The organism is Cellulomonas soli (assembly GCF_052036975.1).
Lineage (GTDB): Bacteria > Actinomycetota > Actinomycetes > Actinomycetales > Cellulomonadaceae > Cellulomonas > Cellulomonas soli_A.
On record NZ_JBQIAR010000007.1, the window covers coordinates 163,897 to 184,828 of the forward strand.

The window sequence follows — 20,932 nt, forward strand, 5'->3', positions numbered from 1 at the left end:
TGGCCCCATGGCGCTCACCAGCGGGCCGACGCCGGCCACCTCGACGACCGTGCTGGTCGTCGAGGACGAACCGGCCATCGCCCAGGCACTCGTGCACAGGCTGTCCTCCGAGGGGTGGAAGGTCCACGCCGTCGGCGACGGACTCGCGGCGGTCGAGGCGGCCGCGCAGCTGCAGCCCGACGTGGTCGTGCTCGACGTCATGCTCCCGGGCATCGACGGCCTCGAGGTGTGCCGGCGCATCCAGGCCGACCGGCCCGTGCCCGTCCTCATGCTCACCGCACGCGACGACGAGACGGACATGCTCGTCGGGCTCGGCGTCGGCGCCGACGACTACATGACCAAGCCGTTCTCCATGCGCGAGCTGGTCGCCCGCACCAAGGCCCTGCTGCGCCGCACGGAGCGGGCGGCCCGGGCCGCCGAGCTCGCCGCCGCCGAGGTGCCCGACCCCCCGCTCACCCTGGGCGACGTCTCGATCGACCGCGCCCAGCGGCGTGTGGTGCGCGGCGAGGACGAGGTGCACCTGACGCCGACCGAGTTCGACCTGCTCGTGGCCCTGGCCAGCGCGCCCCGCACGGTGCTCACGCGTGAACGTCTGCTCGCCGAGGTCTGGGACTGGGTGGACGCCAGCGGGACCCGCACCGTCGACTCGCACGTCAAGGCGCTGCGCCGCAAGCTCGGCCCCGACCTGATCCGCACCGTGCACGGCGTGGGCTACGCGTTCGAGCCGACGGACGGCGAGGACGGCACGGGCGAGGCGGCCGGGCCGGTCGGGTGAGCACGCCCCGGCACGTGCGGCCCGAGCGCCGCCCCCGGTTGGACGTGCGCCCGCTCGACCGGCTGCGCTCGATCAAGATCAAGCTGGGCGTGCTGGTCGCCGTCACGGTGACGCTGGCCGCCTTCGTCACCTGGATCGGGCTCCACAACCACCTGGGACCACGGTGGACGCTGCCCATCGCGATCGTCGTCTCGCTGATCGGCACCCAGTTCCTCGCCCGCGGGATGACCTCCCCGCTGCGCGAGATGACCTTCGCCGCGCAGGCCATGGCCTCGGGCGACTACAGCCAGCGGGTGCGGTCGACGAGCCGGGACGAGGTCGGGCAGCTGGCCACGGCGTTCAACATGATGGCCGAGGACCTGGAGCACGCCGACGTGCTGCGCCGGGAGCTCGTCGCGAACGTGTCGCACGAGCTGCGCACCCCGGTCACGGCCCTGCAGGCGCAGCTGGAGAACATCGTCGACGGCGTCAGCGAGGCCGACCCCGCCACGATGCAGGCCGCCCTGGCGCAGACCGAACGACTGGGCCGCCTGGTCACCTATCTGCTGGACCTGTCCCGGCTCGAGGCGGGCGACGTGGCCCTGCAGATCGTCGACGTGCCGTTGCAGGACTTCCTCGAGGAGGCCGCCGAGGCAGCCCGGCTCGTGGGTGCCGCCAAGGGGCTCGACTTCCCCGTCAGCGTCACGCCACCGGACCTGACGGTGCCGGCGGACGCCGAACGCCTGCACCAGGTCGTGGCGAACCTGCTGCACAACGCCGTCCGGCACTCGCCCCCGGGCGACGAGGTCCGGCTGGAGGCGTCGCGGCACGGTCGGACCGTGCGCATCGACGTGGTCGACCACGGCCCCGGCATCGCCCCCGACCAGCGCCGCCGGGTGTTCGAGCGGTTCGTGCGCGGCAACTCCCCCGCCCTGACCGGGCAGGGCTCCACGGGTGGCACCGGGCTGGGCCTGGCGATCGTGCGGTGGGCCGTCGACCTGCACGGCGGCACGATCGAGGTCGCCGACGCCCCCGTCGGCTGCACCATGCGCGTCACGCTCCCCGCACGCCGAGCCCTCTGACGCGCTCCGACCTGCGCGAACACGTCCGCGACCCTACGCTCGGGGCATGCCCCGGCCACCGGCCCCGCCGACCCCACCCAGCCCGGACCGCGCCTCCGGCGGCACCCTCGTCATCGACCACCTGAGCAAGCAGTTCGGGACCGTCCGCGCGGTCGACGACCTGTCGTTCACGGTGGAACCGGGCCGGGTGACCGGGTTCCTGGGACCGAACGGCGCGGGCAAGACCACGACGCTGCGCATGCTGCTGGGCCTGGTGCAGCCGACCGCGGGCAGCGCCACGATCGGCGGGCGCACCTACGCGCAGATCCCCCGTCCGGCCCGCACGGTCGGGGCAGCGCTCGAGGCGGCCAGCTTCCATCCCGGCCGCACCGCGCTGGACCACCTGCGCGTCTACGCACCGCAGGTCGGGGTCCCTGACGCGCGCGCCCGCGAGGTCCTGCAGGTGGTCGGGCTGGACGCCGTGGCCAACCGCCGCGTCGGCGGGTTCTCGCTCGGGATGCGCCAACGTCTCGCACTGGCCACGACGCTGCTGGGCGACCCCTCGGTGCTGCTGCTGGACGAGCCCGCCAACGGGCTGGACCCCGAGGGCATCCGATGGCTGCGCGAGCTGCTGCGCGCGCTCGCCGCGCAGGGACGTACCGTCCTCGTCTCGAGCCACGTGCTCTCCGAGGTCGAGCAGACCGTCGACGACGTGGTCATCATCGCCCGTGGCCGCCTGGTGCACGCCTCGTCGTTGACCGACCTGGCCCGCCTGGCACGGCCGGTGGTGCGCGTGGTGTCCCCCGACACCGCCGGGCTCGACGGCCTGGTGGCCCGCGCCGGCTGGCGGCGGGTGCCGGCGCGGGCCACCACGGGCGCACCGCTGCCGCCGGGCACCGTGGAGCTCACCGACGTGCGGGCCGCGCAGGTGGGCGCCGCGGCGTTCGGGGCCGGACTCGAGCTGCACGCCCTGAGCGAGGTGGACGTCGGGCTCGAGGGGCTGTTCCTGGAGCTGGTGGGTGAGCACGACACGGTGCGCGGTGCGGGCCCGGACGCGGTCGTCGGACGCCACCGCGGAGAGGTCGCCTGATGGGCGCCGCCGTACGGACCGAGTACCGCAAGGTCGTCACCACCCGGCTGTGGTGGATCCTGCTGGGGGCGATGGCCGTGTACATGGCGTTCCTCGCCGGCGTCATGGCCTGGGCCCTGGTGGCCGGGAACGCCACCACCACCGGGCCGGACGGGACCGAGCAGGACCTCGTGCTGACCAGCGAGGCGATCGTGCGGACCGTGTACACCATCGCCGTGTCGTTCGGCTACGTGTTCCCCCTGGTCGTCGGGGCGTTGTCGGTCTCGTCGGAGTACCGGCACCAGACGATCACACCGACGTTCCTGGCCGAGCCACGGCGCACGGTCGTGCTGCTGGCCAAGGTGGTGGTGGGTGCGGTGCTCGGCGTGCTGTTCGGTCTGGTCGGCACCGGTGCGGCGGTCGCCGCCGGGGCGGGGGTGCTCGGTGCGCTGGGCGAGCCGACCATGCTCGACCTGGCCTCGACGTGGCGCACCCTGGCGTTGTCCGTGCTGGCACTGGCCGTGTGGTCGCTGCTCGGGGTGGCGTTCGGACTGGTGCTGACCAATCAGGTCGCGGTGGTCGTGGTGCTGCTGGCCTTCACCCAGTTCGTCGAGCCGGTGCTGCGGTTCGTGCTCGCGGTCACCTCGTGGGGAGGGTCGGTGGCCGCGTACCTGCCCGGCGCGGCGGGCGAGGCCATCTCCGGCGGGTCGTTCTACTCCGAGACGGGCCTGAGCGAGCTGCTGCCGTGGTGGCAGGGTCTGCTCGTCCTGCTCGGGTACGCGCTGGTGCTGGCGCTGATCGGCCGGTGGACGACCTTCCGCCGCGACGTCACGTGAGGTTTCCCACGCTCCTGGGCAGCGGACGACCGCCGCTTGACGCGCCACCTGGCCGGCCGTTGCCCGGGGTTGACCTGCCTGCCCACGAGGGGTGAAGAGGGTGTGCGAACACGTCGTCCGCACGGCTACGGAACGGGTTTCCACGGTCCTCAGGCCGTAGTGTTGTCATCAACAGAAACCGGCGACGACGCGGTCACGGACCGCAGCGGAAGTGGGCGATCCCAGCGTGACCCAGAAGGCGGAGCCTGACTCGACCCGTGCCGACTTCGGCGCCAACGAGTGGCTGGTGGACGAGCTCTACGAGCAGTACCTCCAGGACAAGAACGCCGTGGACCCGGCGTGGTGGGACTTCTTCGAGGGCTACCGACCGGAGGACGGTCGCGGTGACGGCCGGGTCGCCGAACCAGCCGCCGGACAGTCCGGCACCGACGCAGGCGCCACCGGGGCAGCGCCTGCCGCACCTGCCTCCGCCGCCCCCGCGTCGCCCTCGCCCGCAGCCGCCCCCGCGTCGTCCGACACCGCGTCGTCCGACACCGTGTCGGCCGACAACGCGTCGGCCGTCCCGCCTGCAGCCGCCGCGGGCGACGTCGAACCTGTCGCCCTCACCGCTCCCGTGGCCACCGCCCAGCCGGCGACCGCGCCCTACGCCGCCGCCGCCATCGCCGAGGTCGTGCGCGACGTGGCCGAGCCGGTCGACGACGTGCAGAAGCTGCGCGGCCCCGCCGCCCGCGTGGTGACCAACATGGAGGCCTCCCTCGAGGTCCCCACCGCGACCTCGGTGCGCGCCGTCCCGGCCAAGCTGATGGTCGACAACCGGATCGTCGTCAACAACCACCTGGCGCGCAGCCGCGGCGGCAAGATCTCGTTCACGCACCTCATCGGGTTCGCGCTCGTCGAGGCGCTCGGCGACATGCCCGCGATGAACGCCTCGTACACGCACGTCGACGGCAAGCCCGGCGTGCTGCAGCCCGCGCACGTCAACCTCGGACTGGCGATCGACCTGGCCAAGCCCGACGGCACCCGGCAGCTGCTGGTCCCCTCGATCAAGAAGGCCGAGACCCTCGACTTCGCGCAGTTCTGGGCCGCCTACGAGGACGTCGTACGGCGCGCACGCGGCGGCAAGCTCGGGGTGGACGACTTCGCCGGCACCACCATCTCGCTCACCAACCCCGGGACCATCGGCACGGTGCACTCCGTGCCGCGCCTCATGCAGGGCCAGGGCGCCATCATCGGGGTCGGCGCCATGGACTACCCGGCCGAGTTCGCCGGCACCTCCGAGGACCAGCTCAACCGCATGGGCATCTCCAAGGTGCTCACGGTGACCTCCACGTACGACCACCGGATCATCCAGGGCGCGCAGTCCGGCGACTTCCTGCGGATCCTGGCGCTGAAGCTGCTCGGCGAGGACGGGTTCTACGACCGCGTGTTCGCCGCGCTGCGCGTGCCCTACGAGCCGGTGCGCTGGGTGCGCGACGCCTCGACCGACCCGGACGCCGAGGCCATCAAGCCCGCCCGGATCGGCGAGCTCATCCACGCCTACCGCTCGCGCGGACACCTGATGGCCGACACCGACCCGCTGGCCTACCGGCAGCGCAAGCACCCCGACCTCGACGTGCAGAACCACGGCCTGACCTTGTGGGACCTGGACCGCACGTTCCCCACCGGCGGGTTCACCGGCAAGAGCCGGGCGACGCTGCGCGACGTGCTGGGCCTGCTGCGCGACTCCTACTGCCGCACCGTCGGCGTGGAGTACATGCACCTGCAGGACCCGCGGCAGCGCCGCTGGCTGCAGGAGCGGCTGGAGTCCGGGTACGCACGCACCCCGCGTGAGGACCAGCTGCGGATCCTGCGTCGCCTGAATGCGGCCGAGGCGTTCGAGACGTTCCTGCAGACCAAGTACGTCGGGCAGAAGAGGTTCTCGCTGGAGGGCGGCGAGTCGGTCATCGCGCTGCTCGACGCGATCCTGTCCAAGGCCGCCGACAACGGCCTCGACGAGGTCGGCATCGGCATGGCGCACCGTGGCCGGCTGAACATCCTGGCGAACATCGCCGGCAAGTCCTACGCGCAGATCTTCAGCGAGTTCGAGGGCAACCAGGACCCCAAGTCCGTCCAGGGCTCGGGCGACGTGAAGTACCACCTGGGCACCGAGGGCACGTTCACCGCGGCCTCGGGCGCCACCACCGCGGTGTACCTGGCGGCCAACCCCTCGCACCTGGAGGCCGTCGACCCGGTGCTCGAGGGCATCGTGCGGGCCAAGCAGGACCGCATCGACCTGGGCGGCGACGGGTTCTCGGTGCTGCCGATCCTCGTGCACGGCGACGCGGCGTTCGCGGGCCAGGGCGTGGTGTTCGAGACGCTCAACCTCGCGCAGCTGCGCGGGTACCGCACGGGCGGCACGATCCACGTCATCATCAACAACCAGGTCGGCTTCACCACCGGCCCGTCCTCGTCGCGGTCCTCGCAGTACGCCACGGACGTGGCCAAGGGCCTGCAGATCCCGATCTTCCACGTCAACGGCGACGACCCGGAGGCGTGCGTGCGGGTCGCCGAGCTGGCGTTCGAGTACCGCGAGCAGTTCGACCGCGACGTCATCATCGACATGGTCTGCTACCGCCGCCGCGGTCACAACGAGGGCGACGACCCCTCGATGACGCAGCCGCTGATGTACAACCTCATCGAGGCCAAGCGTTCGGTGCGCAAGCTGTACACCGAGACCCTCGTGGCCCGCGGCGACATCACGCTCGACGAGGCCGAGCAGGCGCTGCAGGACTACCAGGCCCAGCTGGAGCGCGTGTTCACCGAGACCCGTGAGGACGGCTGGACGCCGCCCCCGGTCGAGCGCGAGACCGTCGCCGGCCTGGAGCGCCCCGAGTCGCAGCACGAGGACGCGGGCGTCATGGTCGGCTGGAAGACCGCCGTGGACGCGAGCCTGCTGGAGCGGATCGGGCGCGCGCACGTGCGGCCGCCCGAGGGCTTCACGGTGCACCCCAAGCTGGCGCAGCTGCTGACCAAGCGTGAGCTGATGTCCCGCGAGGGTGGGATCGACTGGGGCTACGGCGAGCTCCTGGCGTTCGGGTCGCTGCTCGTCGAGGGCACGCCGGTGCGCCTGGCGGGGCAGGACTCGCGGCGCGGCACGTTCGTGCAGCGGCACGCCGTCATGCACGACCGTGAGACGGGTGCCGAGTGGACGCCCCTGCTGTACCTGTCGGCCGACCAGGCCAAGTTCTGGGTGTACGACTCCTCGCTCAGCGAGTACGCGTGCCTGGGCTTCGAGTACGGCTACTCGGTCGAGCGGCCTGACGCGCTGGTGCTGTGGGAGGCGCAGTTCGGCGACTTCGTCAACGGCGCGCAGACCATCATCGACGAGTTCGTCTCGTCGGCCGGGCAGAAGTGGGGCCAGCACTCCTCGGTCGTGCTGCTGCTGCCGCACGGGTACGAGGGCCAGGGGCCCGACCACTCCTCGGCGCGCATCGAACGGTTCCTGCAGATGGCCGCCGAGGACAACATGACCATCGCGCAGCCCTCGACACCCGCGTCGCACTTCCACCTGCTGCGGCGCCAGGCGTACCAGCGCCCGCGTCGCCCGCTGGTGGTGTTCACCCCCAAGTCGATGCTGCGGTTGAAGGCCGCGACGTCGGCGGTCGAGGACTTCACCACCGGCACGTTCCGGCCCGTGATCGGCGACCCGGTCGCGGCCGCCACCGCACCGACGGTGGACCGCGTGCTGATGTGCTCGGGGAAGATCTACTGGGACCTGGTCGCGCAGCGCGAGAAGCTCGGCGACAAGCACACCGCGATCGTCCGGGTCGAGCAGCTCTACCCGTTGGACGCCGACGCGCTGCGCGAGGCGATCGGCGCGTTCGGGGACGCCGAGGTCGTGTGGGTGCAGGACGAGCCGGCCAACCAGGGTCCGTGGACGTACCTGTCGCTGCACGCCCCGCAGATCCTGGGCCGCACGGTGCGGGTCGTGTCGCGGCCGGAGTCGGCGTCGCCCGCTGCCGGTTCGGCGCGCAAGCACCAGGGTGAGCAGGCGGACATCCTCGCGGCGGCGTTCGCCCGCTGACGCCGGTCAGCCCATCCGGGCGGTCGGGCCGGCGAACGTGCGGCGGTAGGTCAGCGGGCTGGTGCCCAGCGTGCGGGCGAAGTGGTGGCGCAGCACAGCGGCGGTGCCGAACCCGCACAGCCGGGCGACCTCGTCGACGGGCGCCTCGCTGCGCTCGAGCAGCTCCTGGGCGCGCACGACACGCTGCCGCGTGACCCAGGCGGCCGGCGTCGTGCCCGTCTCGGCGCGGAAGCGCCGGGCGAAGGTGCGCTCGGACATCAGGGCCCGGGCGGCCAGGTCGGGGACGGTCAGCTCGGCGTCGAGGTGCTCGACCATCCAGGCGAGCAGCGGGGCCAACGTGTCGGCCTCGCACGGCAGGGGCGTGTCGACGTACTGGGCCTGACCTCCGTCGCGGTGCGGCGGCACGACCATGCGTCGGGCGATCGAGGCGGCGGCCGCGGCGCCCAGCTCGCGACGGACCAGGTAGAGCCCGGCATCGATGCCTGCCGCGGTGCCGGCGCCGGTCACGATCCGGTCGTCGTCGACGTAGAGGACGTCGGGGTCGACGCGGGCGGTGGGCACCTGCTCCTGCAGGCGGGCGGCGTGCATCCAGTGGGTCGTGCACCGGCGTCCGTCGAGCAGCCCCGCCTGTCCGAGCGCGAACGCGCCGCTGCACACGGACATCACCCAGGCCCCGCGCGCGTGGGCGTCGCGCAGCGCCTGCAGGGCGGTCTCGTCGATCGGCTCGCCCTCGCCGTAGGCGGGTACCGCGACCAGGTCGGCGTCGCGGGTGGCCTCCAGGCCGTGCTCGACGAGGACCGAGAAGCCACCCTTGCTGCGGTACGTGCCTGGTGCGGGGGCGCACACGGTGTAGTCGAACCGGGGTCCGCCGGTCTCGCTGCGGTCGATGCCGAACAGCTCGTACATGGTGCCCAGCTCGAACGGTGCGACGTTCGGCAGGACGAGGACCGCGACGGACCGGAGCATGCGGCCAGTATGCGCAGACCTTGGCAGGACTTCAACGGTCGACGTCAGTTCTGCCACTCGTGGCAGATTCTCCCTTCACACAGAATTCCTGCCATGACTCTCGTGTGGATCCTGCTCGGCGCACTCACCCTCGTCGCCCTCGTCGTCGCGCTCGTGCGCACCGTCGCTCGCGACGGCCACGGGTCCTCGTACCCGCGGTCCGCCTCGTCCGCCGCACCACCCCGCGACGCCTACGGCCGCTTCCCGTCAGGTCCGACCCGCCTCGGCTGATCGGCATCCGCGACGACACACCCACGACAGGCCCGGACGACGACCTTCCGGCCAGCACGCACCACCTCCTGCGACACTGGTGGCTGCGGACCCCTGCGCCTCGCAGCGCACCGGGGCCCACGTCGGGGACGGACGAGACAGAGCGGGGTGGATGCACGTGGGTGAGCTGCGGCTCGCGGTGATCGGCGACGAGCTCGCCGCCGGAGCCGGCGACCCCAAGGCCCTGGGGTGGGTCGGACGTGTGAGCGCACGCACCCTCACGCCCGACCCGATGACGGTGCTGACGCTCGCAGTCCCCGGTGAGACGACCACAGCCCTGGGCGCACGGTGGGAGCAGGAGGTCGCCCGCCGCACCTCCCCCGAGGCCGACAACCGGCTCGTCGTCGCCCTGGGGCGCGCTGACATCGCCGCGGACCTCTCCCTGGCGCGCAGCCGCCTGAACCTGGCGAACATCCTCGACATGGCCGAGCAGCGACGCATGCCGGCGTTCGTCGTCGGGCCCCCGCCGGGCAGCACCGCCGACGGGGACCGGCTCGCCGACCTGTCGGCCGCGTTCGGTGACGTCGCCCTGCGCCGCCGCGTGCCGTACGTCGACATGTACACGCCACTGGCTGCGCACGAGCAGTGGCTGGGCGACCTCGCCGCCGGCGACGGCCTGCTGCCCGGCCAGGCCGGGTACGGCCTGATGGCCTGGCTCGTGCTGCACACCGGCTGGCACGCCTGGCTCGGGCTGCCCGACGACATCGCCTGACCGGCGCGACGCCCGCCGTCAGCGCAGCGTCCCCCGCACGGCGGTCAAGGCGCTGTCGAGCACCGTCCGCACCGTGTCGAGCGTGAGCTGCGAGAGCTGCCCTGAGGCATCGGCACGACGCAGGTCGGCCCGCACCTCGTCGCGGAACCGCTGCAGCAGCGCCTCGGCCTCCATCCGCCGGGCGTGCGAGGCGTACCGCGCCTCGTCGGCCGGGCTGGGTCCGTGCGGCACCGCACCGGCCCGCGCCTGCTGCGCGGCCGCGGCCAGGTCCGCCCGCAGGCCCCGCATCGAGCCACGCACGTCGACACGCAGCTGCTCGGCCCGCTCGCGCACCGTCTCGGCGATCCCCTCCTCGAGGAACGCCAGGTCGGCGCTGCGCTCGTGCAGCTCACGGCGCCCCGCGTCGGTCAGGGCGTAGGTGGCCTTGCGGCCCTCGTCCGTGCGACGGACCAGACCCTCTTCCTCCAGACGGGCCAGGCGCGGGTAGATCGTGCCCGCGCTGGGCCGGTACGTGCCGCCGAACCTGTCCTGCAACGCGGTGATGAGCTCGTAGCCGTGCCGCGGCCCGGCCTCCAGCAGCGAGAGCAGGTAGAGGCGCAGCTGGCCGTGGGCGAACACCTGGGCCACGGTCACGCACCCCCCACCGGCGCGCCGCGCAGCACGGTGACGTGCCCCGAGACGGACGTGACCGAGACGAAGCACCCGCCGTCCCCGGTGCGCTGGTCGACGGTCCGGTGACCGGGCGTGCCGCCCTTGTACTCCTGCCCGTCGACCACGAGCCGCCCGGTGACCGACTGCGCACGGGCGTGCACCCCCGCGTCCTGCGGCAGGCGGACGGTGACGTCGCCGGAGATCGTCGAGGCCGTGATCGAGGAGGTGGCGGAGGCGATGTCGAGCACCAGCGAGCCGGAGACCGTGTTGGCCTGCACGAGCGTGAGCTCGCCGGACGCCGCGGTGTCACCCGAGACCGCGTTGAGCCGCAGGTCGCCCGCGTGGTCGCGCACCACGATCTCCCCCGAGACGGTGTTGGCGTTCAGCCGCCCGCGGGTGCCGTCGCTGATCACGGAGCCCGACACGGTCGAGATCGACGCGTCCTCCTGCACGCCGGCCAGCAGGCCGTCGCCGCTGACGGTGCCCAGCCGGGCGCGCACGTGCCGTGGCACGGCGATGTGCACGTCGGCGCTGTCCTTGTCTCGGAAGTTGCGGAACTTCTCGAGGAAGCCCTCCCAGCCGTCCAGCGTGAACGCGTACCCCACGCGCAGCTCCCCGTCGGACAGGCTGATCTCGAGGGGGCGCCCGTCGACGGCGTGCACCTCGACGCGGGTGCCCGGCTCGTCGTGGGTGACGACGTCGACCCGCCCGCCCACCAGCTGCACGCGCAGCTGGTCGACGTGGTCGACCTCGATGATCTGGGGGCCTGCGACGACCCAGGACTCGGTGCCCATGGCGGATCTCCATTCGCGATATATCTCGTTCCTCACTCACGCTATATCGCGTCTGCCGTCACGGCAAGCCCCGGCCGAGCACGCACCGCACGCACGAGGACCCCCGGCGCCGCGGCAGCGCCAGGGGTCCTCGTGCAGCGGCAGGCTCAGGCCACCAGGCCGGCCGCCCGCAGCTCGACGGTCAGGTCGTGCGGGTTCGAGGCCGTCGCGATGGCCTCGTCGTAGGTGATCACGTCGTCACGCACCAGCTGGAACAGGTGCTGGTCGAACGTCTGCATCTTGTAGAAGTCGCCGTCGCGGATCAGGTCGATCAGCGGCGGGCCGGCCTGCGGGTCCAGGATCACCTCGGCCGTGCGGCCCGTGTTGACCATGACCTCCACGACCGCGCGACGACCCGAGCCGTCCGACTTGCGCGCCAGGCGCTGCGAGACGACGCCACGCAGCGCCTGCGCGAGAGCCACCCGCACCTGCTTCTGCTCGTGCGGCGGGAAGAAGTCGACGATCCGGTTGACCGTCTCGGGTGCGTCGATCGTGTGCAGCGTCGAGAGCACCAGATGCCCGGTCTCGGCAGCCGACAGCGCCGCCCGGACCGTCTCCACGTCACGCATCTCGCCGACCAGGATCACGTCCGGGTCCTGGCGCATCGCTGCGCGCAGCGCCACCGTGAAGTCCGCCGTGTCCTGACGCACCTCGCGCTGCGAGACGATCGCCTTCTTGTCGTGATGCAGGATCTCGATCGGGTCCTCGATCGTGACGATGTTGACCTCGCGGTAGGAGTTGATCAGGTCGACCATCGAGGCCAGCGTCGTGGTCTTGCCCGAACCGGTCGGCCCCGTCACCAGCACCAGGCCGCGCGGCTCCAGCGCCAGCTCACCCACGACCTCCGGCAGACCCAGCTCGTCGAGCGACTGCGCGCCGACCGCCACCCGCCGGAACACCATGCCGTACGTGCCGCGCGCCTGGTAGGCGTTCACCCGGAACCGGCCCACGCCGGGCACGGAGTACGCGAAGTCGGCCTCGTGCTTGAGCCGGAACTCCTCCACGAGGTCGTCGGGCAGGACCTCCTCGAGCATCCGCTCGGTGTCCGAGGGGCGCAGCTCGGGCACCTGCAGCTTGCGCAGGCGGCCGTCGACGCGCACACGGGGCGCCGAACCGACCTTCACGTGCAGGTCGGAGCCGCCCGTGCTCGCCAGGGCGTGCAGGAACGGGATCACGGACAGGTTCGGGTCGCTCACGTCGCTGATATCGGGTCCGGGCGCCCCCGACTTGAGTCCGGCCGGGTCACCGGGCACCCACCCGGGCGGCGCGGGCACCCACCGTGGCGTCCCGGCACCGGTCGGACCGACCAGGCCCAGGCGCACCGCGGGTGCCCGCGCATGTGGGACCATGGAGCCGAGTCCGGCGCATCGCACGGGCGCCGAAACCCGAGGAGACACGATGAGCAAGCGCGGTCGCAAGCGCCGTTCCCGCAAGGGCAACGCCGCCAACCACGGCAACCGTCCGAACGCCTGAGACGCGTTCGACACGGCACGAAGGGCCCGGTGCGCACAGCGCATCCGGGCCCTTCGCCGTTCTCGTGACCGCGCACCGGACGCCTGCCCTGCCCCGGCGGCGACGGCTACTCGGGCAACGAACCCCGCAGCCGCAGCACAGTGATCCGTTCGTGGATCCGCACCCGCAGCTCGTCCGGTGCGACCTCCTGGCAGCCCCGGCGCACGACCGCCTTGAGCACCCGTTCGACCTCGTGCTCCTCCAGGCAGCCCGTGCAGTGCGACAGGTGCGCACTGACCACGTCCTTGTCCGGTGCCGTCAGCTCGGCGTCCAGGTACTGCCACAGCCGGTCGAGCGCCTCGGGGCACCCGCAGTCCTGCGACGCGGCCGGGTGCATCGGGTCCTTCAGCTCGCTCATCGTGTGCCCTCCGGTGTCGGGGTCACCGCGACGAGCCCGCGCTCACGGGCGTAGTCGGCGAGCAGCTCGCGCAGCTGGGCGCGGCCACGGTGCAGCCGGGACATCACCGTCCCGATCGGCGTCCCCATGATCTCGGCGATCTCCTTGTACGCGAACCCCTCGACGTCCGCGAGGTACACCGCGATCCGGAAGTCCTCGGGGATGCGCTGCAGCGCATCCTTCACGTCGGAGTCCGGCAGGTGATCGAGCGCCACCGCCTCGGCGGAGCGCAGCCCGGAGGACGTGTGCGACTCCGCGCGCGCCAGCTGCCAGTCCTCGATCTCCTCCGAGCGGGACTGCTGCGGCTCGCGCTGCTTCTTGCGGTAGGTGTTGATGTACGTGTTGGTGAGGATCCGGTACAGCCACGCCTTGAGGTTCGTGCCCGGGCGGTACTGGTGGAACGCCGCGAACGCCTTCGTGAACGTCTCCTGGACGAGGTCCTCGGCGTCCGACGGGTTGCGCGTCATGCGCAGGGCAGCGCCGTACAGCTGGTCCAGGTAGACCAGCGCCTCGCTCTCGAAGCGCTCCGTCCTGGCCGCGTCGTCCTCGGCCGCCGGTGCGCGGTGCGTGTCCTCGCTCATCGTCGACGAGCCTAGCCCGACCGTGCGCTCCAGTACTCCTGCCATCACAGGCGGTCCAACAGCAGCGACCCTCGCCGCATTCCCGCGCGAGGTCCGGCGGGCCGCACTAGCGTTGAGGCCATGACCGACACCTCGACGTTCCTGCGGCTGCTGCGCGAGCAGATCGGCCACGAGTTCGACGCCCACCAGCAGTATGTGGCGATCGCCGTCTGGTTCGACGGTCAGGACCTCCCCCAGCTGGCGCGGCACTACTACCGGCAGGCGCTCGAGGAGCGCAACCACGCGATGATGATCGTGCAGTACCTGCTGGACCGTGACCTGCCCGTGGAGATCCCCGCCGGCAGCCCCGTCCGCAACGCCTTCGGTGCCGTCACCGAGCCCATCGCCCTCGCCCTGGCCCAGGAGAAGAAGGTCACCGAGCAGATCGAGGCGATCTTCCAGGCGGCCCGCAGCGAAGGGGACGCACTCGGGGAGCAGTTCCTGCTGTGGTTCCTCAAGGAGCAGGTCGAGGAGGTCGCCTCCGCGCAGACGCTGCTCACGGTCGCGCAGCGCGCCAAGGACAACCTGTTCGACCTCGAGAACTACGTCGCCCGCGAGACCATCGGGGACGGTGGGGAGTCGGCCGACGCCCCGTCCGCCGCCGGCGGCGCGATCTGAGGCCCGCCATGCTGCTGAGGAAGATCGCCCGCCCCCTGTTCGCCACCTGGTTCGTCGCCGAGGGCACCGACGTCGTGCGGCACCCCGCACCGCACGCGGACGAGCTGCGCGCGACGCTGGCGCGGCTGCCCGCCGGGCTGCTGCCCCCCTCGCTCGACACCGAACCCTCCGATGCGGTGCTGCGCACGGCCGCGCGCGTGCACGGTGTGGCGCTGGCCACCGCCGGTCTGATGGTGATGGGCGGCAGGGCCCCGCGCACCGCGGCACTCGCGCTCGCCGCACTCACCGCCCCGCTGGTGCTGGCCAACCTGCCCGACAGGCGTGCCGGGCACGACAAGGTGCAGCGCCGCGTCCGACGCGACCGGCTCGTGCAGGCGCTGACGTTCACCGGCGCGGCCCTGCTGGTGGCCGCCGACCGGGAAGGACGGCCGGGGATCGCCTGGCGCGTAGGTCAGGCGCGCGAGGCCCGTGCGCTCGCACACGCCGCCGACTGACCACACCGCCCAGCACCCACCCGGCGCGCGGACACCGCCCGGTTCGGCCCCCGATGCGGCGATAGCCTGACGCCCATGACGACGAACGGCGCCGCCGACCCGACCACCACCGCGCCCGGCCGCGGTCCGCTGTGGTCTGCCCCGGAGGCCGCCGGACCGCTGCGGGCCCTGGTTGAGGTCCCCGGGTCCAAGTCGCTGACCAACCGCTACCTGGTGCTGGCAGCGCTCGCCGACTCCCCCAGCCGGCTGCGCGGGGTGCTGCGCTCGCGCGACACCCTGCTCATGGCCGCGGCGCTCGAGCAGCTCGGCACGCGGGTCGAACCGGTCGACGGCGCCCCCGGCGACTGGTCGATCCAACCCGGACCGGTCCGCGGCGGGACGACCGTGCAGTGCGGTCTGGCCGGCACGGTGATGCGGTTCCTGCCCGCGGTGGCCGCGCTGGCCGACGGTGACGTGCACTTCGACGGGGACACCGAGGCGCTCGCCCGACCCATGGGGCCTGTGCTCACCGCCCTGCGCACGCTCGGCGTGCGCGTCGACGAGCACGGCCAGGACGGGCGGCTGCCGTTCACCGTGCGCGGACGCGGCGCGGTGGCGGGCGGGCACGTCGACGTCGACGCGTCCGGGTCGAGTCAGTTCGTCTCGGGCCTGCTGCTGGCCGCGGCACGCTTCGAGCGAGGGCTGACCGTGCGGCACATCGGCCCGACCCTGCCCAGCCTGCCCCACATCGAGATGACGGTCGCGGTGCTGCGCGCCGCAGGTGTGCAGGTCGACGACTCGCGCCCCGCCATCTGGCAGGTCGCCCCCGGCCCGGTGGCCGGCCGCGACGTGCGCGTCGAGCCGGACCTGTCGAACGCGGCCCCGTTCCTGTGCGCGGCCCTCGTCGCCGGCGGCACCGTCCTGGTGCCCGGATGGCCCTCGAGCACCACGCAGCCCGGAGGGTTGCTGCCCGGGATCCTCACCCGGATGGGTGCCGTCACCTCGCTCGACGGCGACGTCCTGTCGGTCACCGGCACCGGTGCGATCCACGGGCTCGACCTGGACCTGGCGGCCGCCGGCGAGCTGGCCCCCACCATCGCCGCACTGGCCGCACTGGCCGACTCCCCGACGCGGCTGCGCGGCATCGCGCACCTGCGCGGGCACGAGACGGACCGCCTGGCCGCGCTCGCCACCGAGATCACCCGCCTCGGTGGCCGCGCCGAGCAGACCGCCGACGGTCTGGTCATCACGCCCCGGCCGCTCACCGGCGGCACGTGGCGCACCTACGCCGACCACCGGATGGCCACCGGCGGGGCGCTGATCGGGCTGCGCGTCCCCGGCGTGCTCGTCGAGGACGTCGCCACCACCGCCAAGACCATCCCCGACTTCGTCGGGCTGTGGACCACCATGCTGGCTGCGCGCGAGCAGGGCACAGGGCAGCCCGCCACCACCCGTCCGGAGATCGCCGGCTGATGCCGACACCCCGGTACGACGAGCGGGACGTGCGCGTGCGGCCCGGCAAGGGCTCGCGCCCCCGGACCAAGCAACGACCCGAGCACGCCGACGCCGAGGTCGCACTCGTCATCGCGGTCGACCGCGGGCGCTACACCGTGCTCGTCGACCCGGACGGGCCCGACGAGCGTCGCGCCGTGGCGATGAAGGCACGCGAGCTGGGGCGCGAGCGCGTGGTGCCCGGTGACCGGGTGGACGTCGTCGGCGACACCTCAGGGGCCGACGGTTCGCTCGCGCGCATCGTGCGGATCGGTGCACGTCGCACCGTGCTGCGTCGCACCGCCGACGACACCGACCCGATCGAGCGGGTGATCGTCGCGAACGCCGACCAGCTGGTGATCGTGACGGCGCTGGCCGACCCGGAGCCGCGCACCCGCATGATCGACCGCTGCGTCGCCGCCGCCTACGACGCACGTATGGACGTGCTGCTCGCCCTGACCAAGGCCGACCTGGCCGACGCCGGCTGGCTCGTCGACATGTACGCGCCGATCGGCGTCCGCGTGGTGGTGACACGCACGGAGGACGTCCCCGCGACGACGCCCGACGGCACCACCGAGCCGCAACGTGCGGTGCGCGGGCTCGAAGCGGTGCTGGACGCGTTGGACGGTCGGACCTCGGTGCTCGTCGGCCACTCCGGTGTGGGCAAGTCCACGCTGGTCAACGCTCTCGTACCCGATGCCCGCCGGGCCATCGGCCGCGTCAACGACGTCACGGGACGCGGGCGCCACACCTCGACATCGGCGGTCGCGCTGCGCGTACCCGGCGCGCACGGGCCCACGTGGGTCATCGACACCCCGGGGGTGCGCTCGTTCGGTCTCGCGCACGTCGACCCGCAGCACCTGCTCGGGGCGTTCGCCGACCTCGCCGACATCGCCCAGGAGTGCCCCCGCGGCTGCACGCACGCGGCCGACGCGCCTGACTGCCTGCTCGACGCCTGGGTCGCCGACGCCCCCGACGCCCCGGTCCGCGACGCGCGCGCAGCCCGGCTCGGCTCGTTCCGCCGGCTGCTGGCCAGCCGCCTCGGCACGCCCGAGGGAGACCAGCCCGACAACGGCACCCCCACCCTCCCCTGAGCAGGCAGCCAGAGCCGCTAGCGTGGCCGTCATGAGCCTGCGAACCGGGTATGACGACGACCTGCGCCTCGCCCACGTGATCGCCGACCAGGTCGACGCGCTCACCCTCGACCGGTTCAAGGCGCTCGACCTGCGCGTCGAGACCAAGCCCGACCTGACGCCCGTGTCCGACGCGGACCGCAGCGCCGAGGAGCTGGTGCGCGCCCAGCTGTCCCGGGCGCGCCCGCGCGACGCCGTGCACGGCGAGGAGATGCCCGACACGGGGCACGGGCCGCGCCGTTGGGTCGTCGACCCGATCGACGGCACCAAGAACTACGTCCGTGGGGTGCCCGTGTGGGCCACCCTGATCGCTCTGCTCGACGGTGACCAGGTGGTGCTCGGCCTGGTCAGCGCCCCGGCCCTCGGCCGACGCTGGTGGGCGGCGCAGGGCTCCGGTGCGTGGTCGGGCAGGTCGTTGGCGGCCGCCTCACGCCTGCACGTCTCGGCGGTCGACCGCCTGCAGGACGCCTCGTTGTCGTACTCGAGCCTGAGCGGGTGGGAGGAGCGCGGCCGCCTGGACGGGTTCCTCGACCTGAGCCGCCAGGTCTGGCGGACACGGGCCTACGGGGACTTCTGGTCGTACATGCTGGTGGCCGAAGGGGCGGTGGATCTCGCGGCAGAGCCGGAGCTGTCCCTGCACGACATGGCCGCGCTGGTGCCGATCGTCACCGAGGCCGGTGGCACGTTCACGTCGATCACCGGTGTGCCCGGACCGTTCGGCGGTTCGGCCCTGGTCAGCAACGGGCTGCTGCACGACTCCGCCCTTGCGCTGCTGGACCCGCTGCCGGCGCTCTGAGACCCAGCAGGCCCGGCGGCGTCGGCTGGTTCAGCTGGTTCAGCGCGGCACGGCGTCCAGCTCGCTCACGTCGTACCAGAGCAGGTCACGTTCGGCGAGGCGTTCGACGGCGGCCTCCTGACCGTCCAGGGCCGCCGTCACGTCCGCCGAGGCCACCGGCTCGTCGACGTGGACGCACACCACCCACCCGCGCTGCACGACCCCGAGCAGGGCCACGGCGCTGGGAGCGGGCGACGCCTGGTCCGGTTCGCCGACGATCGCGTCGGGGACGTCGGCGGACACCACGAGCCGCAGCGGCGGAGCGGACGGCGCCGCGGCGATCCGCAGCAGGGAGTCGTCGGCCGCGGCGAGCTGCGCCGCGAACTCCAACCCCTCCTCGTCCTCGTCCGGCAGCGCGGCACGCAGCGCCGGGGTCACCGCATGGGCGTCACGTGCGGACAGCAGGGTGAAGGCGTCGAGCTCGTCCAGCGTCGCCGGCAGGTAGATGCGCACGTGACCAGTGTGCCGCGCCCGTCACGCACCGGTGCCACGGCCGCGCCGACATACCGTGGGACGGCCCCCGCAGGAGACCGGCCCGCGGTGACCCGTGCGGCCGGTCTCACCGCTCGGCGCCCGCCGGCTCCCGCAGGCTCGCGACGTCCTGAGCGGTGGCCACCGGACGCGCGCCCGCGGCCGCCGCCGACGGCGCAGGCGCCGCGCCGGCCGCACCGGCCAGCACCGCGGCGATCGACGCGATCGCGCGACGCGCAGGCGAGCCCGGCGCGACCTCGCGCAGCAGGCGGGCCTCGAGCAGTGCCAGGTCCGTCGCAGCTCTGTCGTCCGGCACGAGCACCGCCTCACGCACGCCGGCGTACCGAGCCAGAGCCTGTTGCACCGCCTCGGCCGGCCGCGGCCCGGCCGCCGAGGCCCGTACCTTGTTCACCACGACCACGCGCTCGTGCCCCAGCCCCAGGTCGGTCAGCTCACCCAGCCCTCGCACGAGCCGCTGCAGTCCGACCGGGTCACCCGATCCGACGACGAGCACCACGTCGGCCGCCTCGAGCGCGCTGAGCGTCGCCGCGTTCCGCCGCGGCGCACGGGTGTCGTAGGACAGCATCTCGTCCTGCTCGAGGCAGAACCCGCAGTCGATCACCGTCCACGCCGCGAGCCGACGGGCGACCGACCAGACCACGTCGAGCGCCGGGCCGGCCAGCTCGGGCCACCGGTCGGCGCGCGAGATCCCCGACAGCACCCGCAGGTCCGGGCCGAGCAGGGGTGCGACCTTCGCCAGCGTGGGCAGGTCGAGCGTGCCCTGGCCCCCGGCGCGTGCCGCTGCGGCGAGCCCGGGTGCCTCGTCGAGGAGCCCGACGACCTGCCCGATCGACCCGCCGTAGGTGTCGGCATCGACCAACAGGGTCCGGTGCCCCGCGGCGGCGAGCTCCCCCGCCACGTTCACCGCCACCGTCGTGCGGCCCGGCGCACCGGTGGGGCCCCACACAGCCACGACCGCACCGGGAGCCACCAGCGGGCCCGGGACGGTGCCTGGGGTCGAACCCACCCGCTGCGTGGCCGGTGCCACGACGGAGGCTGCCGGGTCGTCGAGGACCGCGAGCACGTCGGCCACGACACCCGCGGCGGTCGCCTGGTCCGTGGGGGCGTCCACGACGAGGTCGGCGCCCCAGGCCGTCAGCAGCTCGGCGTGCTGCGGCCGTGACGGGTCGCGCACACCCACCACACGCACGCCGCAGCGGTGCAGCGTGTCGACCGACTCGCGATCGAGCAGGTCGAGGTCGGCCGACACCAGGGCCAGCCTGCCCAGACCCGCCTCGGCCGCGGCCAGCAGCTCGGTCAGGTCGGCGCAGCGTCGGGTGACGCTCAGCCGACCGGCCGCGCCCTCGACCGCCTGGACGATGCTCGTCTCGGCCGGACCGGTCACGGCGCACAGGACTCCGACGCTCATGTCAGCCCCCCGTGCCGGGCACGGGCACCACGTCGAGGGTGCCCTCGGACGCGAGCGCGGCGAGGACCTGGGGCAGCTGATCACCGGGAACCAGCACGTGCACCACGGTCGCGCCGCTGCCCGACAGCGCCCCGCCGGGTCGGTCGACCTGAGCGACCGTCAGGCCCTCGGAGAGCGCGTGCGGCGCCTCCTCGCCGGTCGACGAGTCCACCTGGGTGGCCTGGTCGGCGGCAGGTACGAACCACAGGTCCACCAGCGACCCGACCACGACGCCGTCGGACGGCGAGACCGCAACGGGCACCGCGACCGGGCGGACGTCGAGGTCGGTGCGCGTGCCGAGTGCGGCACGCGGCACGAGCTCACCGTCGCCGACGACACGGACCACGACCGCCTCGGACGGCAACGGCTCGTCCGCCGACAGGTACCCGGCCAGGTCGACCGTGCCCAGGCGCACGTCGACGACGCTGAGCCGGTCGGCGCCCACCGACTCCCCCGGCACGAGCGCGCCGCGCGCGACGTAGACCGGGACGGTGGCCTGCGCCGTCTGCACGGCCCAGGACCCCAGGGCGACCGACGCGGCGACCATCGCCAGGCCGGCCAGCAGCCGTGGGTCGCGCCAGCCCGGGCGCCGCAGGCGCACGGCGACGGGTGCGGGCAGGTCGAGCACGCTGGTGTCCATCGACTTCCTCTCCTCGAAGG

At 73.3% G+C, this 20,932-nt stretch carries 22 protein-coding genes; 13 read left to right on the forward strand and 9 right to left on the reverse strand.

Annotated features, from left to right (window positions below; genetic code table 11):
- The first annotated feature begins 7 nt into the window (after positions 1–7).
- The 5 genes from ACTHAM_RS09670 (at position 8) to ACTHAM_RS09690 (ending at position 7,783) form a co-directional block, all read left to right on the forward strand.
- Positions 8–775: a response regulator transcription factor gene (locus tag ACTHAM_RS09670; RefSeq protein ID WP_440686791.1), complete on the forward strand. Its 768-nt coding sequence runs from the start codon at positions 8–10 to the stop codon at positions 773–775.
- The gene (locus ACTHAM_RS09675) at positions 772–1,836 is read left to right on the forward strand and encodes a HAMP domain-containing sensor histidine kinase (protein WP_440686793.1); all 1,065 of its coding nucleotides are present in this window, start codon (positions 772–774) and stop codon (positions 1,834–1,836) included. Before ACTHAM_RS09670 ends, ACTHAM_RS09675 begins: the two co-directional genes overlap by 4 nt.
- A gap of 46 nt (positions 1,837–1,882) precedes the next feature.
- Positions 1,883–2,905, forward strand: coding sequence for an ABC transporter ATP-binding protein (locus ACTHAM_RS09680; protein ID WP_440686795.1), 1,023 nt, complete (start codon positions 1,883–1,885; stop codon positions 2,903–2,905).
- On the forward strand, positions 2,905–3,720 hold the full coding sequence (locus ACTHAM_RS09685; protein WP_440686797.1) for an ABC transporter permease: 816 nt from the start codon (positions 2,905–2,907) through the stop codon (positions 3,718–3,720). The genes ACTHAM_RS09680 and ACTHAM_RS09685 overlap by 1 nt, the downstream gene beginning before the upstream one ends.
- Before the next feature lie 226 nt (positions 3,721–3,946).
- Positions 3,947–7,783 carry a multifunctional oxoglutarate decarboxylase/oxoglutarate dehydrogenase thiamine pyrophosphate-binding subunit/dihydrolipoyllysine-residue succinyltransferase subunit gene (locus tag ACTHAM_RS09690; protein WP_440686799.1) on the forward strand — a complete coding sequence of 1,279 codons (3,837 nt, stop codon included), beginning with the start codon at positions 3,947–3,949 and terminating at the stop codon, positions 7,781–7,783.
- A 6-nt stretch (positions 7,784–7,789) separates the two neighbouring features.
- Here the strand turns inward: ACTHAM_RS09690 and ACTHAM_RS09695 are convergent, their stop codons facing one another.
- Entirely contained in the window at positions 7,790–8,749 is a 960-nt protein-coding gene (locus ACTHAM_RS09695) for a GlxA family transcriptional regulator (protein WP_440686801.1), read from the reverse strand.
- 93 nt (positions 8,750–8,842) lie between these two features.
- Between ACTHAM_RS09695 and ACTHAM_RS09700 the strand changes: the two genes are divergently transcribed.
- Positions 8,843–9,019, forward strand: coding sequence for a hypothetical protein (locus ACTHAM_RS09700; RefSeq protein ID WP_440686803.1), 177 nt, complete (start codon positions 8,843–8,845; stop codon positions 9,017–9,019).
- 151 nt (positions 9,020–9,170) lie between these two features.
- Entirely contained in the window at positions 9,171–9,770 is a 600-nt protein-coding gene (locus ACTHAM_RS09705) for a GDSL-type esterase/lipase family protein (RefSeq protein WP_440686805.1), read from the forward strand.
- Between the two features lie 18 nt (positions 9,771–9,788).
- On the opposite strand, the gene ACTHAM_RS09710 is transcribed toward ACTHAM_RS09705, so the two are convergent.
- The 3 genes from ACTHAM_RS09710 to ACTHAM_RS09720 form a co-directional block, all read right to left on the reverse strand.
- On the reverse strand, positions 9,789–10,397 hold the full coding sequence (locus ACTHAM_RS09710) for a PadR family transcriptional regulator (RefSeq protein WP_440686881.1): 609 nt from the start codon (positions 10,395–10,397) through the stop codon (positions 9,789–9,791).
- A gap of 2 nt (positions 10,398–10,399) precedes the next feature.
- On the reverse strand, positions 10,400–11,215 hold the full coding sequence (locus ACTHAM_RS09715) for a DUF4097 family beta strand repeat-containing protein (protein ID WP_440686807.1): 816 nt from the start codon (positions 11,213–11,215) through the stop codon (positions 10,400–10,402).
- A gap of 146 nt (positions 11,216–11,361) precedes the next feature.
- Complete coding sequence (locus tag ACTHAM_RS09720; protein WP_440686809.1) at positions 11,362–12,450, reverse strand: type IV pilus twitching motility protein PilT; 1,089 nt, start codon at positions 12,448–12,450, stop codon at positions 11,362–11,364.
- A gap of 202 nt (positions 12,451–12,652) precedes the next feature.
- Between ACTHAM_RS09720 and ACTHAM_RS09725 the strand changes: the two genes are divergently transcribed.
- Positions 12,653–12,727: a 50S ribosomal protein bL37 gene (locus ACTHAM_RS09725; RefSeq protein WP_371863679.1), complete on the forward strand. Its 75-nt coding sequence runs from the start codon at positions 12,653–12,655 to the stop codon at positions 12,725–12,727.
- Between the two features lie 106 nt (positions 12,728–12,833).
- Here ACTHAM_RS09725 and rsrA read toward each other — a convergent pair whose 3' ends face one another.
- A complete protein-coding gene (gene rsrA, locus ACTHAM_RS09730) occupies positions 12,834–13,124 on the reverse strand; it encodes a mycothiol system anti-sigma-R factor (protein ID WP_440686811.1) in 291 nt (96 codons plus the stop codon).
- Entirely contained in the window at positions 13,121–13,789 is a 669-nt protein-coding gene (locus ACTHAM_RS09735; RefSeq protein ID WP_440686813.1) for a sigma-70 family RNA polymerase sigma factor, read from the reverse strand. The genes rsrA and ACTHAM_RS09735 overlap by 4 nt, the downstream gene beginning before the upstream one ends.
- A 75-nt stretch (positions 13,790–13,864) precedes the next feature.
- On the opposite strand from ACTHAM_RS09735, the gene ACTHAM_RS09740 reads away from it, so the two are divergent.
- The 5 genes from ACTHAM_RS09740 to hisN all read left to right on the forward strand — a co-directional run bounded on the left by ACTHAM_RS09740 (position 13,865) and on the right by hisN (position 18,294).
- Positions 13,865–14,401 (forward strand): ferritin, encoded by a 537-nt coding sequence (locus tag ACTHAM_RS09740; protein ID WP_440686815.1) that lies wholly within the window; start codon positions 13,865–13,867, stop codon positions 14,399–14,401.
- An 8-nt stretch (positions 14,402–14,409) separates the two neighbouring features.
- Positions 14,410–14,895 (forward strand): DoxX family protein, encoded by a 486-nt coding sequence (locus tag ACTHAM_RS09745; RefSeq protein ID WP_440686817.1) that lies wholly within the window; start codon positions 14,410–14,412, stop codon positions 14,893–14,895.
- A gap of 75 nt (positions 14,896–14,970) precedes the next feature.
- On the forward strand, positions 14,971–16,347 hold the full coding sequence (aroA, locus tag ACTHAM_RS09750; RefSeq protein ID WP_440686819.1) for a 3-phosphoshikimate 1-carboxyvinyltransferase: 1,377 nt from the start codon (positions 14,971–14,973) through the stop codon (positions 16,345–16,347).
- Positions 16,347–17,459, forward strand: a complete 1,113-nt coding sequence (gene rsgA / locus ACTHAM_RS09755) for a ribosome small subunit-dependent GTPase A (RefSeq protein ID WP_440686821.1) — start codon at positions 16,347–16,349, stop codon at positions 17,457–17,459. The genes aroA and rsgA overlap by 1 nt, the downstream gene beginning before the upstream one ends.
- Before the next feature lie 31 nt (positions 17,460–17,490).
- Positions 17,491–18,294, forward strand: coding sequence for a histidinol-phosphatase (hisN, locus tag ACTHAM_RS09760; protein WP_440686823.1), 804 nt, complete (start codon positions 17,491–17,493; stop codon positions 18,292–18,294).
- 39 nt (positions 18,295–18,333) lie between these two features.
- Here the strand turns inward: hisN and ACTHAM_RS09765 are convergent, their stop codons facing one another.
- The 3 genes from ACTHAM_RS09765 to ACTHAM_RS09775 all read right to left on the reverse strand — a co-directional run bounded on the left by ACTHAM_RS09765 (position 18,334) and on the right by ACTHAM_RS09775 (position 20,912).
- The gene (locus ACTHAM_RS09765; RefSeq protein ID WP_440686825.1) at positions 18,334–18,786 is read right to left on the reverse strand and encodes a DUF6912 family protein; all 453 of its coding nucleotides are present in this window, start codon (positions 18,784–18,786) and stop codon (positions 18,334–18,336) included.
- Positions 18,787–18,892: 106 nt separating this feature from the next.
- Entirely contained in the window at positions 18,893–20,233 is a 1,341-nt protein-coding gene (locus ACTHAM_RS09770; RefSeq protein ID WP_440686828.1) for an AAA family ATPase, read from the reverse strand.
- A gap of 1 nt (position 20,234) precedes the next feature.
- The gene (locus ACTHAM_RS09775) at positions 20,235–20,912 is read right to left on the reverse strand and encodes a hypothetical protein (protein WP_440686830.1); all 678 of its coding nucleotides are present in this window, start codon (positions 20,910–20,912) and stop codon (positions 20,235–20,237) included.
- Positions 20,913–20,932: the final 20 nt, after the last annotated feature.